Below are 22,903 nucleotides of genomic sequence, written 5' to 3'. Positions count from 1 at the left end.
ACCCCACCCCGTCTCCCTCGCCTTGCTGCGCAAGGCTCACTCGCCGACCCACCCCGCAAGGGGGAGGGTAATGCCGGCGCTCTCCTCATCCATGCCTGGCCGGATCGGGTCGCCAAGGCGCGCGGCGAGCGTGGTCGCTTCGTGCTGGCCAACGGCTCGGGCGCCATGCTCGACGCCTCCGATCCGCTGGCCGGCGAGACCTGGCTTGTCGTCGCCGACCTGCAGGGCAAGGCGCACAACGCCCGCATCACCGCGGCGGCAGCCATCGACGAGGCCGACATCCGTGCCGCGCTGGCGGAAAGGATCGAGACCCGCCGCGAGGCGAGCTTCGACCGCGACAGGCGCGCGGTGCGGGTGCGCGAAACGGTTCGCCTCGGCGCCATCATGTTGTCCGAACGCATGCTGCCGGCGCCGACCGGTGCCGACGCAGACAGCGCCATTCTCGGCGCCTTGCGCGAACACGGCCTGTCCCTGTTGCCGTGGAACAGGGAGGCGGAGATGTTGCGGCAGCGGCTCGGCTGGCTGCATCGCGGCCTTGGCGCACCATGGCCCGATGTCTCCGATGCCGCGCTCGCCGAGCGCCTCGACGACTGGCTGCTGCCGTTCCTTTCCGGCGCCGCATCCTTTGCGGCAATCGATCCCAGCGTGCTATCGCAAGGCCTGATGACGCTGGTGCCGCACGAATTGCAGCGCAAGATCGACACATTGGCGCCGACCCACTTCGACGCGCCGTCGGGCAGCCGGCTGCCGATCCGCTATGACGGCGAATGGCCGGTGCTGGCGGTTCGCGTGCAGGAGCTGTTCGGTCTCGACCGGCACCCCGCGATCGCCAACGGCACTGTGCCGCTGACGCTCGAATTGCTGTCGCCGGCGCATCGGCCGATTCAGACGACGCGCGACCTGCCCGGCTTCTGGCGCGGCTCCTGGACCGATGTGCGGGCAGAGATGCGTGGCCGCTATCCCAAGCATGTCTGGCCGGAGAACCCGCTTCTCGCCGCCGCCACCAGCCGCGCCAAGCCGCGCGGTACCTGATGCTTCGAGGCTGTCATCCCGAACGGAAGGCAAGCTTCGGCAGTTTTCGGAAAAGACCTCCGGCTGTTTCCCCTCTATAATCGTCGGCCATGATAAACATTCTGCACGCACCCGACTTCCAGCAAAGCCAGCGGCTGCGCCTCAATACGCTGATCAGGTTGCGCTGGCTTGCCATCGTCGGCCAGAGCCTGACCGTGCTCGTCGTCGCTTACGGGCTGAAATTTCCGCTGCCGGTCAGCATGTGTTTTGCGCTGATCGCTTGTTCGGCCTGGATGAACCTTTTGCTGACCTTCCGCTATCCGGCGGCGCATCGGCTTACCCCGTTCTCGGCCTTCGCCATCCTGACCTTCGACAGCCTGCAGCTTGCCGGCCTGCTCTACATGACCGGCGGCCTTACCAATCCGTTTTCGCTGCTGATGACCGTGCCCGTCGTCGTCTCGGCGACGTCGCTGCCGCTGCGGCTGACCGCCATGCTCGGCGCGCTGGTGATCGTGGCGGCGACGCTGCTGGTCTTTTACCACCTGCCGCTGCCCTGGCATGAGGGCGCGCCATTGGCGATGCCGTTCGTCTATGTCGCCGGCATATGGATGGCGGTGTTCTGCTCCATCGCCTTTACCGCGATCTATGCCTTTCGGGTGGCCGAGGAGGCGCGGCTGCTTGCCAACGCGCTTGCCGCCACGGAATTGGTGTTGCAGCGAGAGCAGCATCTCTCGGCCCTCGACGGCCTCGCGGCGGCCGCCGCGCACGAGCTCGGCACGCCGCTCGCCACCATCACGCTTGTCGCCAAGGAGATGGAGAAGGCGCTTGGCGAAGATCCGAAATACGGCGAGGACGTGAAGCTGCTGCGTTCGCAGAGCGAGCGCTGCCGCGAAATCCTGAAGCGCCTGACCAGCCTTTCCTCCGAGAGCGAGGTGCACCTCTCGCGTCTGCCGCTGACCTCGCTGGTCGAGGAAGTGACGGCGCCGCACCGCGATTTCGGCATTTCGATCAAGCTTCGGCCGGGCGAGCGCATCGGCCCGGAACCGGTGGGCCGGCGCAATCCCGGCGTCATTTACGGCCTCGGCAATCTGGTCGAGAACGCCGTCGACTTCGCCCGCAAAAGTGTGACAGTGCGCTGGAAATGGAATGAGGCCGCCGTCAGCTTCTCGATCATCGACGACGGGCCGGGCTTTCCCCCGGAGATCATCGACCGCATCGGCGAACCCTATATGTCGACGCGCCAGGGCACCGAAGCCGGCGGCGGCCTCGGCCTCGGCTTGTTCATCGCCAAGACCTTGCTCGAACGCTCCGGCGCGACGCTCGATTTCCGCAATTCGAGCGAGCCCGGCGAGGGCGCTATCGTGCAGATATCGTGGCCGCGCAGCGTCTTCCTCAATCCCGAGCAGGCTTCGGCCACCATGTTCGACACGGCCTAAATTGGACAATAGCCTTGCGAAACTATATTTGCGTAAAAATCAGGCAGCAGGATTTTCAGCACGATGAGTACTGACGAAACGATTGGCGCAATGGTCGAAGGCGAGGACACCTCGCTGCTGATCGTGGACGACGACAAGCCGTTCCTGACGCGGCTTGCCCGCGCCATGGAAACCAGGGGTTTCGTGGTCGAGACGGCGGAGAGCGTCGAGGAGGCGGTTGCCAAGGCGCGCGCCAATCCGCCCGCCTATGCGGTGGTCGACATGCGGCTGGCCGACGGCAACGGCCTCGACGTCGTCGCCGCGATCCGCGAGAAGCGCGACGATGCCCGCGCCATCATCCTCACCGGCTACGGCAACATCGCCACTGCGGTGACGGCGGTAAAGCTCGGCGCCATCGATTATCTATCGAAGCCGGCCGATGCCGACGATATCTTTGCCGCCCTGACCCGCACGGCGGGCGAACGCGCAGCGCCGCCCGAAAATCCCATGTCGGCCGATCGCGTGCGCTGGGAACACATCCAGCGCGTCTACGAAATGTGCGACCGCAATGTCTCGGAAACCGCACGCCGCCTGAACATGCATCGCCGCACGCTGCAACGCATCCTCGCCAAGCGCGCGCCGCGCTAAAGGGCTCCCATTACAGGCTTGCCCGGCCAGCGCTGTTTGCGCATCATCGCTTGGCGGTGTCGGACCTTGCCGCTGATATGACGGAGGCGACATGCAGGACGAAAAGCGGCTGGTCTCAATGCTGCGCGAATTCCTCGACAGCGAGGCGGCCGGCGGCCTCATCCTGATGGCTGCGGCGGCCCTGGCCCTGATCGTCGCCAATTCGCCGCTGGGCGAGGCTTATTTCTCCGCCCTCCATGCCTATCTCGGACCGCTCAGCGTCTCGCACTGGATCAATGACGGCCTGATGGCAGTGTTCTTCCTGCTGGTCGGCCTGGAAATCAAGCGCGAGATGCTCGACGGCCAGCTCTCGACCTGGCCGCGCCGCGTGCTGCCCGGCATCGCCGCCGCCGGCGGCATGGCGGTGCCGGCACTGGTCTACGTCGCCATCAACCGCAACAATCCAGCCGCTCTGTCCGGCTGGGCGATTCCGACCGCCACCGACATCGCCTTTGCGCTCGGCGTGCTGTCGCTGCTTGGCAGCCGCGTGCCCGGCTCGCTGAAGATATTCCTCACCGCGCTTGCCATCATCGACGATCTCGGCGCCGTGCTCATCATCGCGGTGTTCTATACCAGCGGCCTCTCGCTCGCCTATCTCGGCGCCGCCTTTGCCGTCATCGCGCTGCTGGTGGTGCTCAACCGCATGCGCGTGCTGACGCTGCTGCCGTACGTCTTGCTCGGCATCGTTCTGTGGGTTTTGGTGCTCAAATCGGGCGTCCATGCGACGCTCGCCGGCGTTGCACTGGCCCTCACCATCCCATTGAAGATCTCGCCCGGCAGCGGCCACGATCTCGACCATTCGCCGCTGCACCGGCTCGAACACGGCCTGCACAAAGTCGTCGCCTTTTTCGTCATCCCGATTTTCGGCTTCGCCAACGCCGGCGTCTCGCTCGGCGGTCTCAGCGCTGGCGCGCTGGCCGAGCCGCTGACGCTCGGCGTCGCCGCCGGTCTCGTCGCCGGCAAGCTGGTCGGCGTGTTCGGGTCTTCCGCGCTTGCCATCCGGCTCGGCTTCGCCGATCTGCCGGTCAATGCCGGCTGGCTGCATATGGTCGGCATTTCGCTGCTCTGCGGCATCGGCTTCACCATGAGCCTGTTCATCGGCCTGCTCGCCTTCGCCAGCGACGTCGCTCTGCAGGACGCGGTCAAGGTCGGCATCCTCGCCGGCTCCTTTATTGCCGCGCTCCTCGGCGCCGCTGTGCTGCTGGTGGCGCCCGCCGCAGGCGAGCCGGAGGAGGCGGAAGAATAGTCGCGCCGCGCTTTCAGCCGGCGCCTTGTGCCCGCGACCGTCCCCCGGCCCTTCGCAGGCTCAGGGCGTTCGAAGCTCGAAAAGCCAAGCAATTGGCTTTTCGTCCGCTACGCGGACCGCTTCTCACCCGTGCGCAACCATGACGTGGCGGACGGCTGTATAGTCCTCCAGCGCGTAGAGAGACATGTCCTTGCCGTAGCCGGATTGCTTCAGTCCGCCATGCGGCATCTCGTTGGTCAGCATGAAATGGGTGTTGATCCAGGTGCAGCCATATTGCAGCCGGGCCGCCGTCGCCATGGCGCGCGAAACATCCTTGGTCCACACCGACGACGCCAGGCCGTAGTCAGAATCATTGGCCCAGTTCACCGCTTCGTCGACTTCGGAAAAGCGGGTGACCGAGACCACCGGGCCGAACACTTCGCGGCGCACGATCTCGTCCTCCTGCAGCGCGCCGGCAACGACGGTCGGCTGGTAGAAGAAGCCGGAGCCCTCGCCCGGCTTGCCGCCGGTGGTGATCTCGATGTGCTTGAGCTCGGATGCGCGCTCGACGAAGCTCGAGACGCGGTCGCGCTGGCGGCGCGAGATCAGCGGCCCGATTTCGTTCTCGGTATCGTCGGGGCGATCATACTTGATGGTTGAGACCGCAGCGGAGAGGTCGGCGACGAGCTTGTCGTAGATCTTCTTGCCGGCATAGATGCGGCAGGCGGCGGTGCAGTCCTGGCCGGCATTGTAATAGCCGAAGGCGCGCAGGCCGTTGACCACCGCACCGAGATCGGCGTCATCGAAGACGATGACCGGCGCCTTGCCGCCGAGCTCGAGATGCGTGCGCTTGACCGATTTGGCGGCGGCCTGCAGCACCTTCTTGCCGGTGGCGACGTCGCCGGTGATCGAGATCATGTTGACCTTCGGATGGTTGATCAGCGTGTTGCCGACGCTGTCGCCGCGGCCGAGCACGACGTTGACGACGCCTTCCGGCAGGATCTCGGCAAGGATTTTTGCCAGCTTGAGCGCAGTCAGCGGCGTCTGTTCCGACGGCTTGAAGACGACGGTATTGCCGCCGGCAATCGCCGGCGCCAGCTTCCAGGCCATCATCATCAGCGGATAGTTCCACGGCGCGATCGACGCGACAACGCCGATGGCGTCGCGGCGGACCATCGAGGTGTGACCGGGAATGTATTCGCCGGCGACCTGGCCGGGCATCGAGCGCACCGCGCCGGCAAAGAAGCGGTAGCAGTCGACGATCGCCGGGATCTCGTCATTGAGCACGGCATTGATCGGCTTGCCGCAGTTCAGCGCCTCGAGCGCCGCGAAATCCTGTGCAGCAGCCTCGATGCGATCGGCGATCTTCAGGAGATAGCCGGCGCGCTGCGCCGGCGTGGTGCGCGACCAGGTGACGAAGGCTTTTTCGGCGGCAAGCACTGCCACCTCGATCTGCGCTGGGCTGGCCTCGGGCAGATTGAAGATGGTCCCCCCGGTCTTCGGGTTGAGGATCGGTTCCTCGGTCTCGGTGCCTTTTTCGAATTTCGAGCCGATCAGCATCTGCGTGTCCATGGAAGTCTCTCCCTTATGAACGAGATCATTTGCCCGAACCGGCGATCTGGTCGCCGTCGCGGGTCAGGTAATAGGCAGCGAGGATGGGAAGCAGCGTCACCAGGACCACGACCATCGCCACGACATTGGTGACCGGACGCTGGCGCGGACGGATCAGCTCTTCGAGCATCCAGATCGGCACCGTTTGCTGCTGGCCGGCGGTGAAGGTGGTGACGATGACCTCGTCGAAGGACAGCGCAAAGGCAAGCATGCCGCCGGCCAGCAGCGCGGTTGCGATGTTGGGCAGCACGACATGCCGAAAGGTCTGGAAACCGTCGGCGCCGAGGTCCATCGACGCCTCGATCATCGACCCGGACGTGCGGCGGAAACGGGCGACCGCATTGTTGTAGACGACGACCACGCAGAAGGTCGCGTGGCCGAGCACGATCGTCCAGAACGAGAACGGGATTTCGGCCAGCGCGAAGGCCGAGCGCAGCGCAATGCCGGTGATGATGCCAGGTAGCGCGATCGGCAGGATCACCAGCAGCGAGATGGTTTCGCGGCCGAAGAATTTTGTGCGGGACACGGCGGCGGCGCAGAGCGTGCCGAGGACGAGCGCGATGGCGGTCGAGATCGCCGCGACGCGCACCGACAGCGACAGCGCCTGCCAGACGTCGGGGCGGTTCCAGGTGACGGCGAACCATTGCGTCGTCAGCCCCGGCGGCGGCCAGACGAAGCTCTTCTCCTCGGTGGTGAAGGCATAGACGAAGATCAGCACAATCGGCAAATGCAGGAAAAGCAGGCCGCCGGTGGCGGCGAGCTTCAGGCCGAGAGGCGCGGATGGGCCACGGTCAGAGCGCATCGAAAGCCCCCATGCGCTTGGCGCCCCAGAGGTAGAAGCCCATGATGACGATGGGAACCACGGTAAAGGCGGCGGCGAGCGGGATGTTGCCGGCAGTGCCTTGCTGCGAATAGACGGCCTGGCCGATGAACAGCCGCGAGGTACCGATGATCTGCGGGATGATGTAGTCGCCGAGCGTCAGCGAGAAGGTGAAGATCGACCCGGCGACGATGCCGGGCAGCGCCAGCGGGAACAGCACGTTGCGGAAGGTCTGGCCGGGCGAGGCTCCCAGATCGGACGAGGCCTCGACCAAATTGCCCGGCACGCGCTCGAGTGCGGCCTGCACCGGCAGGATCATGAAGGGCAGCCAGACATAGACGAAGACGATGAAGGTGCCGGTTGAGGAGACCGACAGCGAGTTGCCGCCGACGACCGGCAGCGATAGCCAGGCATCAAGCAGCCACAGAAGATGCAATTTGGCCAGCAGCCAGGTCAGGATGCCTTCCTTGGCGAGGATCAGCTTCCAGGCATAGATCTTGACCAGGTAGCTCGACCACAGCGGCAGCATGACGCCGAGATAAAACAACGCCTTCCAACGGCCGCGCGCATAGCGCGCCGCGTAATAGGCGATGGGAAAGGCGATGACCGCCGACGCGAGCGTCACCAGCGCCGCCATCGTCACCGTGCGCAGGATGATGTCGAGATTAGCGGCCTGCAGCAGGTCGCCATAAGTCTTCAGCGTGAACTCGCGGTTGATGAGGCCGGAGAACTCGTCAATCGAAAAGAAACTCTGCAAAAGCAGCGCGAAGAGCGAGCCGATATAGACGATGCCGAGCCACAGAACCGGCGGCAGCAGCATGAGCAGGAGCAGGAATTGCGGCCGGCGCCAGAAGAGGTCGGAGAGCGCGCCGCGTACCCCGCCACTGCCCGGCAGGATGGCAGGCGCCGTGGCCCGCGGCATGGCAGCGTCAAGGCTCATCCCAGCTCGTCCATCAAATGCAAATGCTCGCGGTTGAAGGTGAGCACCACCGCCTCGCCTTCCCGGGGCAAGGCAGCACCCGCCGGGACGATGGCATGCAGCCGCAAGCCCTCTGCATCGAGCGCCACTCTTGTCGTGGCGCCGAGATAATTGGTCGAGACGAGGCGGGCGGCAACGCCTTCGCCGTTGGCCCGGCCAATACGGATGGATTCGGGCCTGAGACTCCCCCAGCGATGCTGGCCGGCATAGCGCTGGACGAAATCCGGCGGCAGCACGTTGGACGAGCCGACGAAGTCGGCGACGAAGCGGGTCTTGGGACGCTGGTAGATGTCTTCCGGCGTGCCGATCTGCATGATCTTGCCGTCGTTGAACACGGCGACACGGTCGGCCATCGACAGCGCTTCGCCCTGGTCGTGGGTGACGAACACGAAGGTGATGCCGAGCGCCTTCTGCAGCGATTTCAACTCCTCCTGCATGTTTTCGCGAAGCTTGAGGTCGAGCGCGCCAAGTGGCTCGTCGAGCAGCAGCACCTTGGGCTGGTTGACCAGCGCCCGGGCGAGCGCGACGCGCTGGCGCTGGCCGCCGGAAAGTTGGCCGGGGCGACGCGCGCCGTAGCCGGGAAGCCGCACCAGCGCCAGCGCCTCTTCCGCCGCCTTTTGCCGCTCCGGTCTGCCGACGCCCTTGACCATCAGCCCATAGGCGACGTTGTCGAGCACGTTGAGATGCGGAAACAGCGCATAATCCTGGAACACGGTGTTGACGTTGCGGCGATAAGGCGGCACGCCCTCGGCGCGTTCGCCGAAGATCGAGATCGAGCCCCCCGTCGGCTGCTCGAAACCGGCGATGAGGCGCAGGCACGTCGTCTTGCCCGAGCCGGAAGGCCCGAGCATGGCGAAGAACTCGCCCGGCACGATGTCGAGATCGACCGCGTCGACGGCACGCACGCTGCCGAAATGGCGGGAGACTTTTTGGAAGGAAACGGCGGAGGTCATGGGCTGTCCTGATCTGTCAGGCTCATTAAATTTCAGGCGGTTGCGCCGCCCCTCATCCGCCTGCCGGCGCCTTCTCCCCATATAGTGGACGGGGAGAAGGGAGGCGCTCCAACGCTGGCGACCCCGCGTTCTTCACGGGGAGAGGGTAAGGGTGAGGGGCAGCGCCGAGCTTAGTAGGTGAGACGAACTCACCGCCCGCCGATGACGCCGATATAGTCCGACACCCAGCGGTAATAGGGCACGCACTGATCGTTCTGGGTGGCGCATTTCGAGACCGGCGTCTTCCAGAACTTGATCTTGTCGAAATTGTCGTAGCCGTTGGTCTTGCAGCCTTCTTCGCCGAGCAGTTCGTTGCCCTTGCAAGCGGCGGGCACCACCGGCAGCGAACCGAACCAGGCGGAGACGTCGCCCTGCACTTTCGGCGACAGCGAATGCTCGATCCACATGTAGGCGCAGTTCGGGTGGGCAGCATCGGCCTCCATCATCGTGGTGTCGGCCCAGCCGGTAACGCCCTCCTCGGGGATAGTCGAGGCGACCGGCTTCTTGGCCGCGATCAGCGTGTTGACCTGGTAGGGCCAAGAACCGGAGGCGACGACGCCTTCGTTCTGGAAATCATCGACCTGGATGGCGGCGTCGTGCCAATAGCGTCCGACCAGCGTACGCTGGACCCGCAGCAGGTCGAGCGCGGCCTTGTACTGGTCCTCGGTCAGTTCGTACGGATCCTTGATGCCGAGCTCCGGCTTGTGAGCCATCAGGTAATTGGCGGCGTCGGCGATGTGGATCGGCCCGTCATAGGCCTGGACGCGGCCCTTGTTCGACTTGCCGTCGGGAAGCTTCATTTCCTCGAAGACCACGTTCCAGCTCTTCGGCGCCTCCTTGAACACTTCGGTGTTGTACATCAGCACATTCGGCCCCCACTGATAGGGGACGCCGTAATGGACTCCGCCGACGGTGAACCAGGGCGCATCCTTCAGCCGGTCGTCGACCGTCTTCCAGCTCGGTATGAGGTCGGTGTTGATCGGCTGGACGCGCTTGCCGGCGACCAGGCGCAGCGAGGCATCGCCCGAGGCGGTGACCAGGTCGAAGCCGCCTTCGTTCATCAGCGAGACCATCTCGTCGGAAGTGTTGGCGGTCTTGACGTTGACCTTGCAGCCGGTTTCCTTTTCGAACGAAGTGACCCAATCATAGCCCTTGTCGGTTTCGCCGCGCTCGATATAGCCCGGCCAGGCGACGATATTGACCTCGCCTTCGCCCTTGCCGAGCTCCTTGACCTGGGCGATGGCCTGGCCGGAGAAGCTCAGCGCGACCGTCAAGGCAGTGCATGATTTCAGCAATGAATTCATCGTCGATCTCCCATTTTTGCATGACCTCGAAACCGGTTTCGGTTTTCGGAAGAAGATCATGCGCCCGTTCAAAAACGTTGGATGCGCGGCTCTGAAGGGCCGTGCTCCGGCGGCAGCTTTGTTCCCTGATCGAAAAGTGCTGCGAAAATTCCGGTTTCGCAAATTCATTTATCAGAAAGCCGATATCGGTTTTTCCGATACGTCAGCGGCCGATCTTCTCGGGCCGTTGGCGCACCATGCGCTGCGACTGGGCGAGTCCGATGAAGTCGCGCGCTGCCTGCGGCAGGCCGGAGCCGCGCCGCCAGACCATGCCGACCTGGACGACCGGCAACGACCCCGAAATATCGCGCGATTCGATGCGGTCGCCTTCCAGCGACCATGGCCGGTAGACGAGGTCGGGCAGCAGTGCCACGCCGGCGCCGGTAGCGACGAGGCTGCGCACCGCTTCGACCGAGCGGGTGCGGAAGGCGACGTGCGGCTTGGCGCCGATCGCCGTCAGCAGCTTTCCGGTATTCTCCTCGATCTCGTCGACGGTCAGCATGATCAGCGGTTCCGAGGCGATGTCGCCGATGCCGATGATGTCGGCGCCGGCCAAGGGGTGGCCGAGCGGCAGCCACAGCCGGTAGGCCGAGACTTCGAGGATTTCGGACTGCAGTGCCGTGCGGTCGCGCAGGTTCGAGGTGACCATGACGGCAATGTCGAGCTTGCCGCCAATCAACAGGTGCTCGAGATAGTCGCCATTGTCCTCGATCGCCGAGACTTCGACACCCGGATAGGCGCGGCGATAGCGGGCAAGAAGATCGGACAGCACATAGCCGGCGACCAGCGAGGTGACGCCAAGTTGCAGCCGCCCGCTTGCCGCGATCCGTTGGCCGAAGAAGGCGCGGCGCGCATCGGAAACGTCGGCCAGGATCTTTCTCGCATGGCGCAGGAACTGGTGACCCTTGTGGGTGATGTTCAGGCCGCGCGGATGGCGTTCGAACAGTTCGACGCCGAGATCGTGCTCCAACTCCTTGATCGCTTCGGTGACCGAGGATTGTGAGATCGACAGGTTCTGGGCGGCGCCCGACACTGTGCCCTGCTCGGCGACGGCGATGAAGAACTGCAATTGGCGGATGGTGAAAGCCATGGCTGGACTAAACACGGCAGAGGCGGCGCTGGGAAGTGGGATGCTGGTGCCGATCTCCCGATAGAGCTCAGCCCTCGCTTCCGCCGTCCGCAATGCTGAGCCGCGCGCCGGCCTGGGCGAGGGTGGCGGCGATGTCGTGCGGCGGCGGCCGGTCGGTCGCGAGTTCGGAAAAGCCGCCGAAGCCGCAGACCTGAACAAGGCCCTGGCGGCCGAATTTGCTGTGGTCGGTGACGACAAGCGAGCGCTGGCCGCGCGACAGCACCATGCGGGCGAATTCGGCCTCTTCCAAATCATAGTCCATGACGCCGGTGACGGCATCGACCGCACCGGTCGATATCACCGCATGGCTGACGGAAAAGCGGCTGACAAATTCGATGGCCGAGACGCCAAAGGCAGCACCGGAATCGCTGCGTAGCTCGCCGCCGGCCATATAGACCTTGTTGCCGTTGACGGTGGCCAGTGTGCGGGCGATGTCGGAGGAGTTGGTGACGACCGTCAGCCGCCGGTGGCCGAGCAGTTCCCGGGCCAGGAATGAGGTGGTGGTGCCGGTGTCGAGCATGATCGATTCGCCGTCGCGGATGGTGGCGGCGACCATGCGGGCAATTGCCCGCTTGGCATCGGCGTTCTCGCGCATGCGCCGCTCGAACGGCGCTTCACCGGCAATCGACGGCAGGCCGACGGCGCCGTGCATCTTGAGGATGGAACCGTCGCTGGTCAGTGGCTTGACGTCGCGGCGTACCGTCTCCAGCGAGACGCCCAGCCGGTCGGCCAGGCTGGCAATGGTAACAGTGCCTTCCTCCTTGAGGAGGCGCAGGATTTCGCCATGCCGCTTCGAGTGGACCATCGGTTCCATCCGGCCGGATTGTTGCAATATTGACCGTTTCTACGGCATAAATGCCACTAACTCCAAGGAATTTAGCAAAATTCGGGCAAAAAACCAGAAAACACCACAATTTCGCGTTGACAACGTCTCCAGCGTGGCGCGACATTATCGCTGTGACAGGCTCGGAACGGAGGACGACGGCTGAGCCGCACGAAAAATCGCCTGCCCGAACGCCCGGGAGATCGTCGGGTGCAAGGGTGCCGAAATTCAGGATCCGCGGGGGCGGATGCCGGCGTCGAAGAACCCGGCACAAAGGGGCTCGTCGGTGCGGTGCGGGATACCGATCCCGGGATCTGCACCGACGAGATCTTCGCGTTGCCGCCATTCCTCCGTCCGATTGTCATCGCTGGCCAGCCGTGACATGCGTAGAAAATTGACCCAATGTTGGACGAGATCGTGACTGTCGAAGACCGCATCCGTGCGCTGCCTTGCTGGACCGGCAGCATCGACATCGCGCCGCTGCCGGGCGGGTTGAGCAATGCCAATTATCTGGTCAAGGACGCGGCCGGGCGGCACGTCGTGCGGATCGGCCAGGATTATCCGTTCCACCATGTCTTTCGCGAGCGCGAGATGATGACCGCGCGAGCAGCGCACGCGGCAGGCTTCGCTCCCGCCGTCCGCTACACCGGACCCGGCGTCATGGTGACGGAGTATCTCGGCGCCAAGGCCTATGTCGCGCAAGACGTGCGCGCCGATCTCGGCCGCGTTGCCGCGTTGCTGCGCGGTTTCCACCGGGAGATGCCCGGTCATGTCTCCGGCGCCGGCTTCATGTTCTGGGTGTTTCACGTCATTCGCGACTATGCGCGCACGCTGGAGGAAGGCCGCAGCCGCAAGCTGGGCGAACTGCCGCGCCTGCTGACGCTGGCGGACGAGCTCGAGCGCGCGCAAAAACTGCTGCCAATCGTCTTCGGCCACAACGATCTTCTGCCGGCTAACATAATCGACGACGGTCACAGGCTGTGGCTCATCGATTTCGAATATGCAGGCTTCAACACCGCGATGTTCGACCTTGCCGGCGCGGCGTCGAATGCCGGCATGAGCGACGAGGAGTCCTTCGCCTTCCTGACCGCCTATTTCATGAAGGAGCCGGACCCGGCGATACGGCGCTCGCACGCCGCCATGCAATGTGCCTCGCTGCTGCGTGAGGCGATGTGGGGCATGGTTTCCGAGCTTTACCTCGACGCGCCCGGCGTCGACTACGCCGCCTACGCCGACGAAAATCTGACGCGGCTCGAAGCCGCCCTGGAAAACTACAGGACAAAATACGGGACGGGGACATGACCTTGCCGTCCCAGGCCGGGATCGTCGTCATCGGCGGTGGCATCATCGGCTGTTCGACGGCCTATCATCTGGCGCGCGACCACAAGGCCGAAGTCGTGCTGCTCGAACAGGGCAAACTGACGTCGGGCTCGACCTGGCATGCTGCCGGGCTGGTCGGCCAGCTGCGCTCGTCGGCGTCGATCACGCGCGTGCTCAAATATTCGGTCGATCTCTACAAGGGGCTGGAGGCCGAAACCGGCCTCGCCACCGGCTGGAAGATGACCGGCTGCCTGCGCCTCGCCACCAATGCCGACCGCTGGACCGAGTATAAGCGGCTGGCAACGACGGCAAAGAGCTTCGGCATGGATATGCATTTGCTGTCGCCGGCCGAGGTCAAGGAAATGTGGCCGCTGCTGGAAACCGGCGACCTCGTCGGCGCCTCCTGGCTGCCCAGCGACGGTCAGGCAAGCCCTTCCGACATCACCCAGTCGCTGGCCAAGGGCGCGCGCATGCATGGCGCAAAATTGTTCGAGGAGGTGCGGGTCACCGGCTTCGAAATGAGAGACGGCCGCATCACCGCGGTGAAGACCAGCAAGGGCGATATCGCCTGCGACAAGGTGGTGAACTGCGCCGGGCAATGGGCGCGGCAGGTCGGTGCGCTGGCCGGTATCAACGTGCCGCTGCAGCCGGTGAAGCACCAGTACATCATCACCGAGAGGATCGACGGGTTGGCGACCGACGCGCCGACGATCCGCGACCCCGACCGCCGCACCTATTTCAAGGAGGAGGTCGGCGGGCTGGTGATGGGCGGCTACGAGCCGAACCCGCAGGCGTGGACGACCGGTCTGCCGGGCGGCGATGTGCCGGACGATTGGGAGTTCCGGCTGTTCGACGATGATTACGATCATTTCGAGCAGCATATGAGCCAGGCGATCGAGCGTGTCCCGGCGCTCGCCAATGCCGGCGTCAAGCAGATGATCAACGGGCCGGAGAGCTTTACGCCGGACGGCAATTTCATCCTCGGCGTGGCGCCGGAATGCCCCAATATGTTCGTCGGCGCCGGCTTCAATGCCTTCGGCATCGCGTCCGGCGGCGGCGCCGGCTGGGTGCTGGCGCAATGGGTCGTTGACGGCGAGGCGCCGCTCGATTTGTGGGTGGTCGACATCCGCCGCTTCTCCGATCTGCATCGCGACAGGAAATGGGTCGGCGACCGCACGCTGGAAGCCTATGGCAAGCACTACACGATCGGCTTCCCGCATGAGGAATATGTCAGCGGCCGGCCTCGCATCGTCTCGCCTCTGTACGAGCGGCTGCAAAAACATCGCGCCGTGTTCGGCTCGAAACTCGGCTGGGAGCGGCCGAACTGGTTCGCGCCGGAGGGCGTCGAGCCGAAAGACGTCTATTCGATGGGCCGGCAGAACTGGTTTTCACCCGTCGGTGACGAACATCGCCATGTGCGCGAAAAGATCGGCATTTTCGACCAATCGTCGTTTGCCAAATACGAAATGACCGGAGTGGACGCGCTGAAGGCGCTGGACTGGATCTGCGCCAATGACGTCGCCAAGCCGGTCGGCAGGCTGACCTACACGCAACTCCTCAACACGCGCGGCGGCATCGAGGCCGATTTGACCGTGGCGAGGCTCGGTGAGGAGAAATTCTATATCGTCACCGGTACCGGTTTCCGCACGCATGATTTCTCCTGGATTGCCGATCATATCGGCAGAGAGTTCGACGTGACGCTGACCGACGTCACCGAGGATTTCGGCACATTGTCGCTGATGGGGCCGCGCGCCCGTGAGGTGCTGTCAGCGGTGACCGATGCCGACGTCTCGAACGCCGCCTTTCCGTTCGGCCATGTTCGCGAGATCGCCATTGCCGGCCACGCCGTGCGGGCACTGCGCGTCACCTATGTCGGCGAACTCGGCTGGGAACTGCATGCGCCGATCGCGGCGACGGGCGAGGTTTTCGATGCGCTAATGACGGCGGGCGCTGTCCACGACATTCGCCCGGTCGGCTACCGGGCGCTGGAATCGCTGCGGCTGGAAAAAGGCTACCGCGCCTGGGGCGCCGACATCACACCCAACGACACGCCGCAGGAGGCCGGCCTCGGCTGGGCGGTGAAGCTCAGGAAGAACACCGATTTCCTCGGCCGGCGGGCGCTTGAAAAGCTCGATGGCTCGACGCTCAGGAAACGCTTTGCCGGCTTCACTGTCGACGATCCGGATGTCGTGCTGCTCGGGCGCGAGACCATCCTGCGCAACGGCGACGCCGTCGGTTATCTCACCAGCGGCGGCTATGGCTACACCATCGGCAAGAACATCGGCTACGGCTATGTGCGCAATGCCGATGGCGTCAGCGATGATTTCCTAGCCTCCGGCGACTACGAGCTCGTGGTCGCAATGGAACGGACGCCGGCTAAGATCCATCTCGAGCCGCTTTACGATCCGACGGGAGCAAAGGTGAAGGCGTAGAGCCTTCCGGTTTCAGCCTCAGTTCACGATGAGCACCAGCCCCCGGCTGGGCACGGTATCGGCCTCGCCTGGCATCGAAACATAGGGCGGCGTCTCTTCGGCGCGCGTGACGGTGCCTTGCGCCTCGAGCTCGGCGATCCGGGCGGCAAACCCGCAATCCCACAGCGTGTTCTTCACTGTCAGCACGATCACCCCGCCCGGCCGGCAGATGCGGATCAGCTCGTCCAGACCCTCGGCCCCGACATGGCCGGACGTGAAGACGCCGGCTGAGATGATCCCGGCATAGGCATCGTCCACGAAGGGCAGCGGTCCGCCAAGCGCCAGGCAGTGCAGCGCCGAATAGACGCCCTTGCGCGCGGCTTGCGCCAACATGCCTTCCGAGATGTCGAGGGCTTCGACCTGCGGATAACCGGTGATGGCAAGCCATTCCCCGATGAGCCCGGTGCCGGCGCCGGCATCGAGCAGAGGTGCTGCGCCGCGCGGCAGATGGCGGGTCAGCAAGGCAAGGCAGATGGTCGGATGGCGGTAGCCGGCCGCCGACATGTCGGCGTCATAAGTGCCGGCCCACCTGTCGTAGAGCGCCGCGACGTCTTCCGGCCGCTTCGCCGCGTAGGCTGCGGCGAGCGCGCTCTGCTGTTTGCTGTCCGTCATCGCTTTCCGTCGCCTGGTATCGATCCGTAATGCGATCATAGCCAAACGGCGAAAACTGTGGAACCGTCATCGTCGCAATAACACGGGGAAAGGAGCGAAAGCCATGGCGGACGACCAGGCACGCGCCGCACTTGCGGCCATTCCGATGCTGGCCGGCTATGACGGCCCGCTGGAACGGCTCGGTGGCCTCACCAACCTCGTCTTCAGGGGTAAGGATTTCTGCCTGCGTATCCCCGGCAAGGGTACCGAGGAATACATCAACCGCGCCAACGAGGCAGTGGCGGCGCGGGAGGCGGCGAGGGCCGGCGTCAGCCCCGAAGTGCTGCATGTCGATGCCGAGACTGGCGTGCTGGTGACCCGCTTCATCGCCGGCGCCGAGACGATGTCGCCGGAAAAATTCAAGACCCGACCGGGTAGCCCGGCACGCGCCGGCAAGGCCTTTGGCAAACTGCACACATCCGGCGCGGTGTTCCCCTTCCGCTTCGAGCTGTTTGCGATGATCGACGATTATCTGAAAGTGCTGTCGACCAAGGACGTCGCCCTGCCTTCCGGCTATCACGATGTGGTCCGCGAAGCGGAAACCGTGCGCTCGGCACTCGCGGCTTATCCTCTGCCGATCGTCGCCTGCCACTGCGATCCGCTCTGCGAGAACTTTCTCGATACTGGCGACAGGATGTGGATCGTCGACTGGGAATATTCCGGCATGAACGATCCGCTCTGGGATCTCGGTGACCTCAGCGTCGAAGGGCAATTCGACGCCGCGCAGGAGGAGGAAATGATGCTGGCCTATTTCGGCGGCGAGCCAAGACCGGCCGAGCGCGGCCGCATCGTCATTTACAAGGCGATGTGCGACCTGTTGTGGACGCTGTGGGGCTTGATCCAGCTTGCCAACAAAAATCCGGCCGACGACTTTCGCGCCTATGCCGACGGCCGGTTTGCACGCTGCAAGGCACTGATGGAGACGCCGGAGTTTTCGCGGCATCTCGCGGCGGTGCGCCGGGGTTAATTCACACCCTTCGGCACGTTTTCTGGTGGCACGGTGTCGACCACCTTCTGGCGATGGAAAATGAACAGGCCGGCCAGCACGACGATGGCCGAGCCGATCAGGATGCGCGGCCCAGGCACGTCGCCGAAGAAGGCGAGCCCGAAGACCACTGCCCACAACAGCAGGCTGTAATGCAGCGGCGCCAAGGTCGAGGCCGGCGCCAGCTTCAACGCCCTGGTGATCATCAGATGCGCGCCGCAGGAGACGATGCCGAGCAGCAGCATGGCGCCGAAATCGAGCGAGGACGGCGTCTTCCAGGTGCCGATGGTCAACGCAGCGCCGACCAGCAGCGTGCCGATGGTCTGCCAGGTGACCAGCGACGTGTCGCTGGTGCCGCGCAGCCGCCGATTGAGGATGATGGCGAAGGCAAAGGAAATGCTGCCGGCGAGCGCAAATATCGACGACAGCGAGAGCGCGGCCGAGGACGGCTTCAGCATGATCAGCACGCCGCAGAAACCGACCAGGATAGCCCCCCAGCGGCGCCAGCCGACCCTTTCGCCGAGCAAAAAGTGCGACAGCGCCGCCACATAGATCGGCCCGGCCATGTAGAAGCTCATCACGTCGGCGAGCGGCAGATAGACGACCGCCGCGTAGAACAGCGCCGTGTCGAGCGTCGTCATCACCACGCGAAGCAGCTGCAGCTCGGGCCGCTCCATGCGAAACAGCTTGGCCGCACCCTGATGTGCGATCATCGGCCCGAGTATGAAAAAAGCGCCGATCGAGCGGATCAGCACGACCTGGCCGACGGAAAAACTGGCAACCAGCCACTTGCCCATCGCGTCGTTCAACGCAAACAGGAAATCGCCGGCGAGCATCAGCAGGATGCCGGCCAGCAGCACATTCCTGATCGTCGAATTCTGGGTCGCGGGCTGCGCCATTCCGTTACCGGTTCCTCACCGTGGCTACGGTGACCCGCGTCGTAGTCGCAAGCTGCGGCCATGACGAGGCGAAAATCGAGAATTCGGTAAGACCAGCGCCGGAAATCGGCTGGACTAATGCATGTCGCGCAAAAGTGTGCAGCGGTTTTGCGACAACGACATGCATCAAAACAGGAACTTAAAGCGCGTCGCATGAGGCCGGTCGAGCGCGACGCGCTTTAAGCGTGGCGCCGGTTCACTGTGCCCGGCCTTCCGGCGATCGAAAGCCGCGTGTCCAGCCGGCTCCGCTCGGCCACCACCTTGCCCCTGGCAATGACGCAGAGACGCTCGGGGCGCAGCCGCAGCGCCTCGACCGGGTTGCCGGCATCGAGAACGACCAGGCTGGCGCGCTTGCCGACGGCCAGCCCGAGGTGGTCGAGGCCCATGATGGCGGCATTGACGTTGGTGACCATGTCGAAACAGCGCGCCATCTCGGCCGGGCTCGACATCTGCGCGACATGCAGGCCCATGAAGGCGACGTCGAGCATGTCGGCGGTGCCCAGCGAATACCAGGGGTCGAGCACGCAATCCTGGCCCCAGCCGACGCGGATGCCTTGCGCCAGCATCTCCTTGACCCGCGTCAGGCCGCGGCGCTTGGGAAAGGTGTCGTGGCGGCCCTGCAGCATGATGTTGATCAGCGGATTGGGGATCGCCGAAACGCCGGCCTCGGCAATCAGCGGCAGCAGTTTCGAGACGTAGTAATTATCCATCGAATGCATTGAGGTGAGGTGCGAGCCGGCCACTCTGCCCTGCAATCCCAGGCGCTGCGTCTCATAGGCTAGTTGCTCGATGTGGCGCGACAGCGGATCGTCAGTCTCGTCGCAATGCAGGTCGACCATCAGGCCGCGCTTCGCGGCGATCTCGCAGAGCTCGGTGACGGAGCGCGTGCCGTCGGCCATTGTGCGCTCGAAATGCGGGATGCCGCCGACCACATCGACACCCATGTCGAGCGCGCGGACGGTGTTCTGGTGCGCTGTCTGCGAGCGATAGAGCCCGTCCTGCGGGAAGGCGACCAGTTGCAGGTCGATATAGGGGGCAACCGTCTTCTTCACGTCGAGCAGCGCTTCGACCGCCAGCAGGCGGTCGTCGCAAACATCGACATGGGTACGGATGGCGAGCAGGCCCATCGACACCGCCCAGTCGCAATAGGCAAGTGCACGGTCGCGCACCGCTTCGTGGGTCAGAAGCGGCTTCAGCTCGCCCCAAAGCGAGATGCCTTCCAGCAACGTGCCCGAGACATTGATGCGCGGAATGCCGAGCGAAAGCGTTGCGTCCATATGGAAATGCGGATCGACGAAGGGCGGCGAGACCAGATTGCCATGGGCATCGATCGCCGTACCGGCGCTGACGTTCAGCTCGGACTCTATCGCTGCGATCGTTTCGCCGACGATGCCGATATCGGCGATCCTGCCGTCGGGCAGCGTCCCGCCGCGCACCACAAGGTCAAAATCCATCTAGCGCCACCTCGTTCAAAAAAGCCGTTTCTTTCCATTCAGCGTGCTGCCGCAAGGCGGAACCTTCAGGCGCGGCCCTTCCCTTCTCCCCTTGCGGGAGAAGGTGGCCGCGAAGCGGCCGGATGAGGGGTGTTCCAGCTTGGCGCCGACGACACTCCGTCCAGCACCCCTCAACCGTCTTGGCGCTGCGCGCCAATCCACCTTCTCCCACAAGGGGAGAAGGAAAAGCCCCTATTCCGGCACATACCGCACCGCCCCCCTGGCGGCACTTGTCGCCATCGCCGCATAGGCGCGCAAGGCCGTCGTCACCTTGCGCTTGCGCTTTTCCTCGGGCTTCCAGGCAGCCGTTCCTTTGGCCTCCATCGCCGCGCGACGGCCGACGATTTCGGCGTCGTCGACAGCCAGCCTGATGGTGCGGTTGGGGATATCGATCTCGATCGTGTCGCCTTCCCTGACCAGCCCGATCAGCCCGCCTTCCGCCGCTTCCGGCGAGACATGGCCGATCGACAGGCCGGAGGTGCCGCCGGAAAAACGACCGTCGGTGATCAGCGCGCAGGCTTTGCCGAGGCCCTTCGATTTGAGATAGCTGGTCGGGTAGAGCATTTCCTGCATGCCCGGGCCGCCGCGCGGCCCTTCATAGCGGATGACGACGACATCGCCCGCCTTGATCTCGTTCGACAGGATTGCCTTGACGCTGGCGTCCTGGCTTTCGAACACCCTGGCCGGGCCGGTGAATTTCAGGATCGATTCGTCGACGCCGGCGGTCTTTACGATGCAGCCGTCGAGCGCCAGATTGCCTTTGAGCACGGCAAGGCCGCCGTCCCTGGAGAAAGGATGTTCGGCCGAGCGGATAGCACCTTTCTCGCGGTCGAGATCGAGATCGTCCCAGCGGCGGTCCTGGCTGAAGGCGACCTGCGTCGGCACGCCGCCGGGTGCAGCCAGGAAGAAGTCGCGGACATTCTGGCTGGTGGTGCGCGAAATATCCCAATGATCCAGCGCTTCGCCGAGGCTCGCCGTGTGCACCGTCGGCAGGTCGCGGTTTATCAGCCCGGCGCTATCCAGCTGGCCGAGGATCGCCATGATGCCGCCGGCGCGATGGACGTCCTCCATGTGGACGTCTGCCTTGGCCGGCGCCACCTTGCACAGCACCGGCACCCGCCGCGACAGCCGGTCGATGTCCTCCATGGTGAAATCGACCTCGCCCTCATGTGCCGCGGCAAGGATATGCAGCACCGTGTTGGTCGAACCACCCATGGCGATATCCAGCGTCATGGCGTTCTCGAAGGCGCCCTTCGAGGCGATGCGGCGCGGCAGCGCGGTGTCGTCGTCCTGCTCGTAATAGCGCTGGGCGAGATCGACGATCAGGTGGCCGGCCTCGACGAACAGCCGCTTGCGGTCGGCGTGTGTCGCCAGCGTCGAGCCGTTGCCCGGCAGCGACAGGCCGAGCGCTTCGGTCAGGCAGTTCATCGAATTGGCGGTAAACATGCCCGAGCAGGAGCCGCAGGTCGGGCAGGCCGAGCGCTCAATGGTTTTAACGTCCTCGTCGGAGATCTTGTCGTCGGCGGCCGCCACCATGGCGTCGACCAGATCAAGCGCCTGGCTCTTGCCGGCGAGTATGACCTTGCCGGCCTCCATTGGCCCGCCGGAGACGAAGACAGTCGGGATGTTGAGGCGCAGCGACGCCATCAACATGCCGGGCGTGATCTTGTCGCAATTCGAGATGCAGACCATCGCGTCGGCGCAATGCGCGTTGACCATGTATTCGACCGAGTCGGCGATCAATTCGCGCGACGGCAGCGAATACAGCATGCCGTCATGGCCCATGGCGATGCCGTCGTCGATGGCGATGGTGTTGAACTCCTTGGCGACGCCGCCGGCCTTTTCGATCTCGCGGGCAACCAGCTGGCCGAGGTCCTTCAGATGGACATGGCCGGGCACGAACTGGGTGAAGGAATTGACCACGGCGATGATCGGCTTGCCGAAATCCGAATCCTTCATCCCGGTGGCGCGCCACAGGCCGCGGGCGCCGGCCATGTTGCGGCCATGGGTGGTGGTGCGGGAACGGTAGGCGGGCATTGAACTGTCCTTGCTGTCTGCGTCGCGCCCAAAGGCGCGGAAAACCGGAATTGAGCCGCAGGCCTTATAGACGCCACGCTCCGGTCTGGCCACAATTTTGCGCTGCGCCAGGGTGCGGAACGAGCGGCCAGCCAAGGACGCAGCCGGTCCAGACCGTAAAAAAGTCAGAGGTGCTGTCGGATCGGGTTTTGCTCGAGCGTCCTTAGGCAGACGGCGGGACCGGGCATCAATAGCCAGCCGGCCGTTTTGCGAGTGAAAACAAAGCCAAGACCAGCCCGAGGAGCAAGCAAATGCAAAAGATCACCACCTGCCTGTGGTTCGACGACCAGGCCGAGGAGGCCATGAACCATTACGTCTCCATCTTCAAGAATTCGAAGGTGCTGAGCGTGCTGCGCTGGCCCAAGGGCAGCGGCGATAATGAGGGCAAGGTGCTGATGGTCTCATTCGAGCTCGACGGCGTTCAGTTTCAGGCACTCAACGGTGGGCCGCAATTCAAGTTCACCCAGGCCGTCTCGCTCTCCATCGACTGCAAGACGCAGGAGGAGGTCGACTATTTCTGGGACAGGCTCATCGCTGGCGGTGGCGAGCCCAGCCAGTGCAGCTGGCTGAAGGACAAATTCGGCCTCTCCTGGCAGGTCGTTCCCGAGCAGCTGCCCAGGTTGCTGCTGGACCCCGACAGGGAAAAGGCCGGCCGCGTGATGCAGGCGATGATGCAGATGAGCAAGATCGACATCGCCAAGATCGAAGAGGCAGCCAGAGGGTGAACGAACGCGATCTTTCCTTCTCCTCATGTGGGAGAAGGTGGATCGGCGCGAAGCGCCGAGACGGTTGAGGGGTGCTGGACGGAATGAGACATTGGTGTTTTCTGGACACCCCTCATCCGTCGCCTTCGGCGACACCTTCTCCCACAAGGAGGCCTTTGCACAGAATCTGATTGGTGATTCTGTAGTGTTGGTCGCTACGGGAGATTCGC

General features: G+C 64.3%; 19 protein-coding genes. 8 read left to right on the top strand and 11 right to left on the bottom strand.

Annotated elements, in window-relative coordinates; all coding sequences use genetic code 11:
• The 4 genes from AC0L2Y_RS15845 to nhaA form a co-directional block, all read left to right on the top strand.
• Positions 1-1,032, top strand: a 1,032-nt coding sequence (locus AC0L2Y_RS15845) for an ATP-dependent helicase C-terminal domain-containing protein (RefSeq protein WP_473557566.1), incomplete at its 5' end; no start/stop codon positions are given.
• 89 nt (positions 1,033-1,121) lie between these two features.
• Positions 1,122-2,447: an ActS/PrrB/RegB family redox-sensitive histidine kinase gene (locus tag AC0L2Y_RS15840; RefSeq protein WP_473557564.1), complete on the top strand. Its 1,326-nt coding sequence runs from the start codon at positions 1,122-1,124 to the stop codon at positions 2,445-2,447.
• A 63-nt stretch (positions 2,448-2,510) separates the two neighbouring features.
• On the top strand, positions 2,511-3,074 hold the full coding sequence (locus tag AC0L2Y_RS15835) for an ActR/PrrA/RegA family redox response regulator transcription factor (protein ID WP_023676342.1): 564 nt from the start codon (positions 2,511-2,513) through the stop codon (positions 3,072-3,074).
• A 91-nt stretch (positions 3,075-3,165) separates the two neighbouring features.
• Complete coding sequence (gene nhaA / locus AC0L2Y_RS15830; RefSeq protein WP_473557562.1) at positions 3,166-4,359, top strand: Na+/H+ antiporter NhaA; 1,194 nt, start codon at positions 3,166-3,168, stop codon at positions 4,357-4,359.
• Positions 4,360-4,482: 123 nt separating this feature from the next.
• Here nhaA and AC0L2Y_RS15825 read toward each other — a convergent pair whose 3' ends face one another.
• The 7 genes from AC0L2Y_RS15825 to AC0L2Y_RS15795 form a co-directional block, all read right to left on the bottom strand.
• On the bottom strand, positions 4,483-5,910 hold the full coding sequence (locus AC0L2Y_RS15825; RefSeq protein ID WP_473557559.1) for a gamma-aminobutyraldehyde dehydrogenase: 1,428 nt from the start codon (positions 5,908-5,910) through the stop codon (positions 4,483-4,485).
• A gap of 25 nt (positions 5,911-5,935) precedes the next feature.
• Positions 5,936-6,751 (bottom strand): ABC transporter permease, encoded by an 816-nt coding sequence (locus AC0L2Y_RS15820; protein ID WP_473557558.1) that lies wholly within the window; start codon positions 6,749-6,751, stop codon positions 5,936-5,938.
• Positions 6,741-7,691 (bottom strand): ABC transporter permease, encoded by a 951-nt coding sequence (locus tag AC0L2Y_RS15815; protein ID WP_473557836.1) that lies wholly within the window; start codon positions 7,689-7,691, stop codon positions 6,741-6,743. Before AC0L2Y_RS15815 ends, AC0L2Y_RS15820 begins: the two co-directional genes overlap by 11 nt.
• Before the next feature lie 14 nt (positions 7,692-7,705).
• The gene (locus AC0L2Y_RS15810) at positions 7,706-8,701 is read right to left on the bottom strand and encodes an ABC transporter ATP-binding protein (RefSeq protein WP_473557557.1); all 996 of its coding nucleotides are present in this window, start codon (positions 8,699-8,701) and stop codon (positions 7,706-7,708) included.
• A 188-nt stretch (positions 8,702-8,889) separates the two neighbouring features.
• Positions 8,890-10,044, bottom strand: a complete 1,155-nt coding sequence (locus AC0L2Y_RS15805) for an ABC transporter substrate-binding protein (protein WP_473557555.1) — start codon at positions 10,042-10,044, stop codon at positions 8,890-8,892.
• Positions 10,045-10,246: 202 nt separating this feature from the next.
• Positions 10,247-11,173, bottom strand: a complete 927-nt coding sequence (locus AC0L2Y_RS15800; RefSeq protein ID WP_473557553.1) for a LysR family transcriptional regulator — start codon at positions 11,171-11,173, stop codon at positions 10,247-10,249.
• 67 nt (positions 11,174-11,240) lie between these two features.
• On the bottom strand, positions 11,241-12,017 hold the full coding sequence (locus tag AC0L2Y_RS15795; protein ID WP_473557551.1) for a DeoR/GlpR family DNA-binding transcription regulator: 777 nt from the start codon (positions 12,015-12,017) through the stop codon (positions 11,241-11,243).
• A 435-nt stretch (positions 12,018-12,452) separates the two neighbouring features.
• Between AC0L2Y_RS15795 and AC0L2Y_RS15790 the strand changes: the two genes are divergently transcribed.
• Together AC0L2Y_RS15790 and AC0L2Y_RS15785 are read left to right on the top strand one after the other, a co-directional pair.
• Positions 12,453-13,337: a phosphotransferase gene (locus AC0L2Y_RS15790; RefSeq protein ID WP_473557834.1), complete on the top strand. Its 885-nt coding sequence runs from the start codon at positions 12,453-12,455 to the stop codon at positions 13,335-13,337.
• Entirely contained in the window at positions 13,334-15,787 is a 2,454-nt protein-coding gene (locus tag AC0L2Y_RS15785; RefSeq protein ID WP_473557548.1) for a GcvT family protein, read from the top strand. Before AC0L2Y_RS15790 ends, AC0L2Y_RS15785 begins: the two co-directional genes overlap by 4 nt.
• A gap of 18 nt (positions 15,788-15,805) precedes the next feature.
• Here AC0L2Y_RS15785 and AC0L2Y_RS15780 read toward each other — a convergent pair whose 3' ends face one another.
• Positions 15,806-16,438 carry a class I SAM-dependent DNA methyltransferase gene (locus AC0L2Y_RS15780; protein ID WP_473557546.1) on the bottom strand — a complete coding sequence of 211 codons (633 nt, stop codon included), beginning with the start codon at positions 16,436-16,438 and terminating at the stop codon, positions 15,806-15,808.
• Positions 16,439-16,541: 103 nt separating this feature from the next.
• On the opposite strand from AC0L2Y_RS15780, the gene AC0L2Y_RS15775 reads away from it, so the two are divergent.
• Positions 16,542-17,444, top strand: coding sequence for a phosphotransferase (locus AC0L2Y_RS15775; protein ID WP_473557545.1), 903 nt, complete (start codon positions 16,542-16,544; stop codon positions 17,442-17,444).
• Here AC0L2Y_RS15775 and AC0L2Y_RS15770 read toward each other — a convergent pair.
• From AC0L2Y_RS15770 to ilvD, 3 genes are all read right to left on the bottom strand, one after another.
• The gene (locus tag AC0L2Y_RS15770; RefSeq protein ID WP_473557542.1) at positions 17,441-18,361 is read right to left on the bottom strand and encodes a DMT family transporter; all 921 of its coding nucleotides are present in this window, start codon (positions 18,359-18,361) and stop codon (positions 17,441-17,443) included. The genes AC0L2Y_RS15775 and AC0L2Y_RS15770 overlap by 4 nt on opposite strands.
• Before the next feature lie 218 nt (positions 18,362-18,579).
• A complete protein-coding gene (locus AC0L2Y_RS15765) occupies positions 18,580-19,854 on the bottom strand; it encodes an amidohydrolase family protein (RefSeq protein ID WP_473557540.1) in 1,275 nt (424 codons plus the stop codon).
• Between the two features lie 231 nt (positions 19,855-20,085).
• A complete protein-coding gene (gene ilvD, locus AC0L2Y_RS15760; protein WP_473557538.1) occupies positions 20,086-21,930 on the bottom strand; it encodes a dihydroxy-acid dehydratase in 1,845 nt (614 codons plus the stop codon).
• Positions 21,931-22,220: 290 nt separating this feature from the next.
• On the opposite strand from ilvD, the gene AC0L2Y_RS15755 reads away from it, so the two are divergent.
• The gene (locus AC0L2Y_RS15755) at positions 22,221-22,694 is read left to right on the top strand and encodes a VOC family protein (protein WP_473557535.1); all 474 of its coding nucleotides are present in this window, start codon (positions 22,221-22,223) and stop codon (positions 22,692-22,694) included.
• Positions 22,695-22,903 lie beyond the last annotated feature (209 nt).

This window comes from Mesorhizobium sp. WSM4830 (genome assembly GCF_055811495.1).
This window is presented reverse-complemented; position numbering and strand designations above follow the sequence as displayed.

Excerpts from the sequence above, each read along its gene's own strand:
- AC0L2Y_RS15765 (WP_473557540.1), bottom strand. The coding sequence starts at position 19,854 with ATGGATTTTGACCTTGTGGTGCGCGGCGGGACGCTGCCCGACGGCAGG.
- AC0L2Y_RS15840 (WP_473557564.1), top strand. The coding sequence starts at position 1,122 with ATGATAAACATTCTGCACGCACCCGACTTCCAGCAAAGCCAGCGGCTG.
- nhaA (WP_473557562.1), top strand. The coding sequence starts at position 3,166 with ATGCAGGACGAAAAGCGGCTGGTCTCAATGCTGCGCGAATTCCTCGAC.
- AC0L2Y_RS15780 (WP_473557546.1), bottom strand. The coding sequence starts at position 16,438 with ATGACGGACAGCAAACAGCAGAGCGCGCTCGCCGCAGCCTACGCGGCG.
- AC0L2Y_RS15810 (WP_473557557.1), bottom strand. The coding sequence starts at position 8,701 with ATGACCTCCGCCGTTTCCTTCCAAAAAGTCTCCCGCCATTTCGGCAGC.
- AC0L2Y_RS15805 (WP_473557555.1), bottom strand. The coding sequence starts at position 10,044 with ATGAATTCATTGCTGAAATCATGCACTGCCTTGACGGTCGCGCTGAGC.
- AC0L2Y_RS15800 (WP_473557553.1), bottom strand. The coding sequence starts at position 11,173 with ATGGCTTTCACCATCCGCCAATTGCAGTTCTTCATCGCCGTCGCCGAG.
- ilvD (WP_473557538.1), bottom strand. The coding sequence starts at position 21,930 with ATGCCCGCCTACCGTTCCCGCACCACCACCCATGGCCGCAACATGGCC.
- AC0L2Y_RS15770 (WP_473557542.1), bottom strand. The coding sequence starts at position 18,361 with ATGGCGCAGCCCGCGACCCAGAATTCGACGATCAGGAATGTGCTGCTG.
- AC0L2Y_RS15775 (WP_473557545.1), top strand. The coding sequence starts at position 16,542 with ATGGCGGACGACCAGGCACGCGCCGCACTTGCGGCCATTCCGATGCTG.
- AC0L2Y_RS15815 (WP_473557836.1), bottom strand. The coding sequence starts at position 7,691 with ATGCCGCGGGCCACGGCGCCTGCCATCCTGCCGGGCAGTGGCGGGGTA.
- AC0L2Y_RS15755 (WP_473557535.1), top strand. The coding sequence starts at position 22,221 with ATGCAAAAGATCACCACCTGCCTGTGGTTCGACGACCAGGCCGAGGAG.
- AC0L2Y_RS15820 (WP_473557558.1), bottom strand. The coding sequence starts at position 6,751 with ATGCGCTCTGACCGTGGCCCATCCGCGCCTCTCGGCCTGAAGCTCGCC.
- AC0L2Y_RS15835 (WP_023676342.1), top strand. The coding sequence starts at position 2,511 with ATGAGTACTGACGAAACGATTGGCGCAATGGTCGAAGGCGAGGACACC.
- AC0L2Y_RS15785 (WP_473557548.1), top strand. The coding sequence starts at position 13,334 with ATGACCTTGCCGTCCCAGGCCGGGATCGTCGTCATCGGCGGTGGCATC.
- AC0L2Y_RS15795 (WP_473557551.1), bottom strand. The coding sequence starts at position 12,017 with ATGGTCCACTCGAAGCGGCATGGCGAAATCCTGCGCCTCCTCAAGGAG.
- AC0L2Y_RS15825 (WP_473557559.1), bottom strand. The coding sequence starts at position 5,910 with ATGGACACGCAGATGCTGATCGGCTCGAAATTCGAAAAAGGCACCGAG.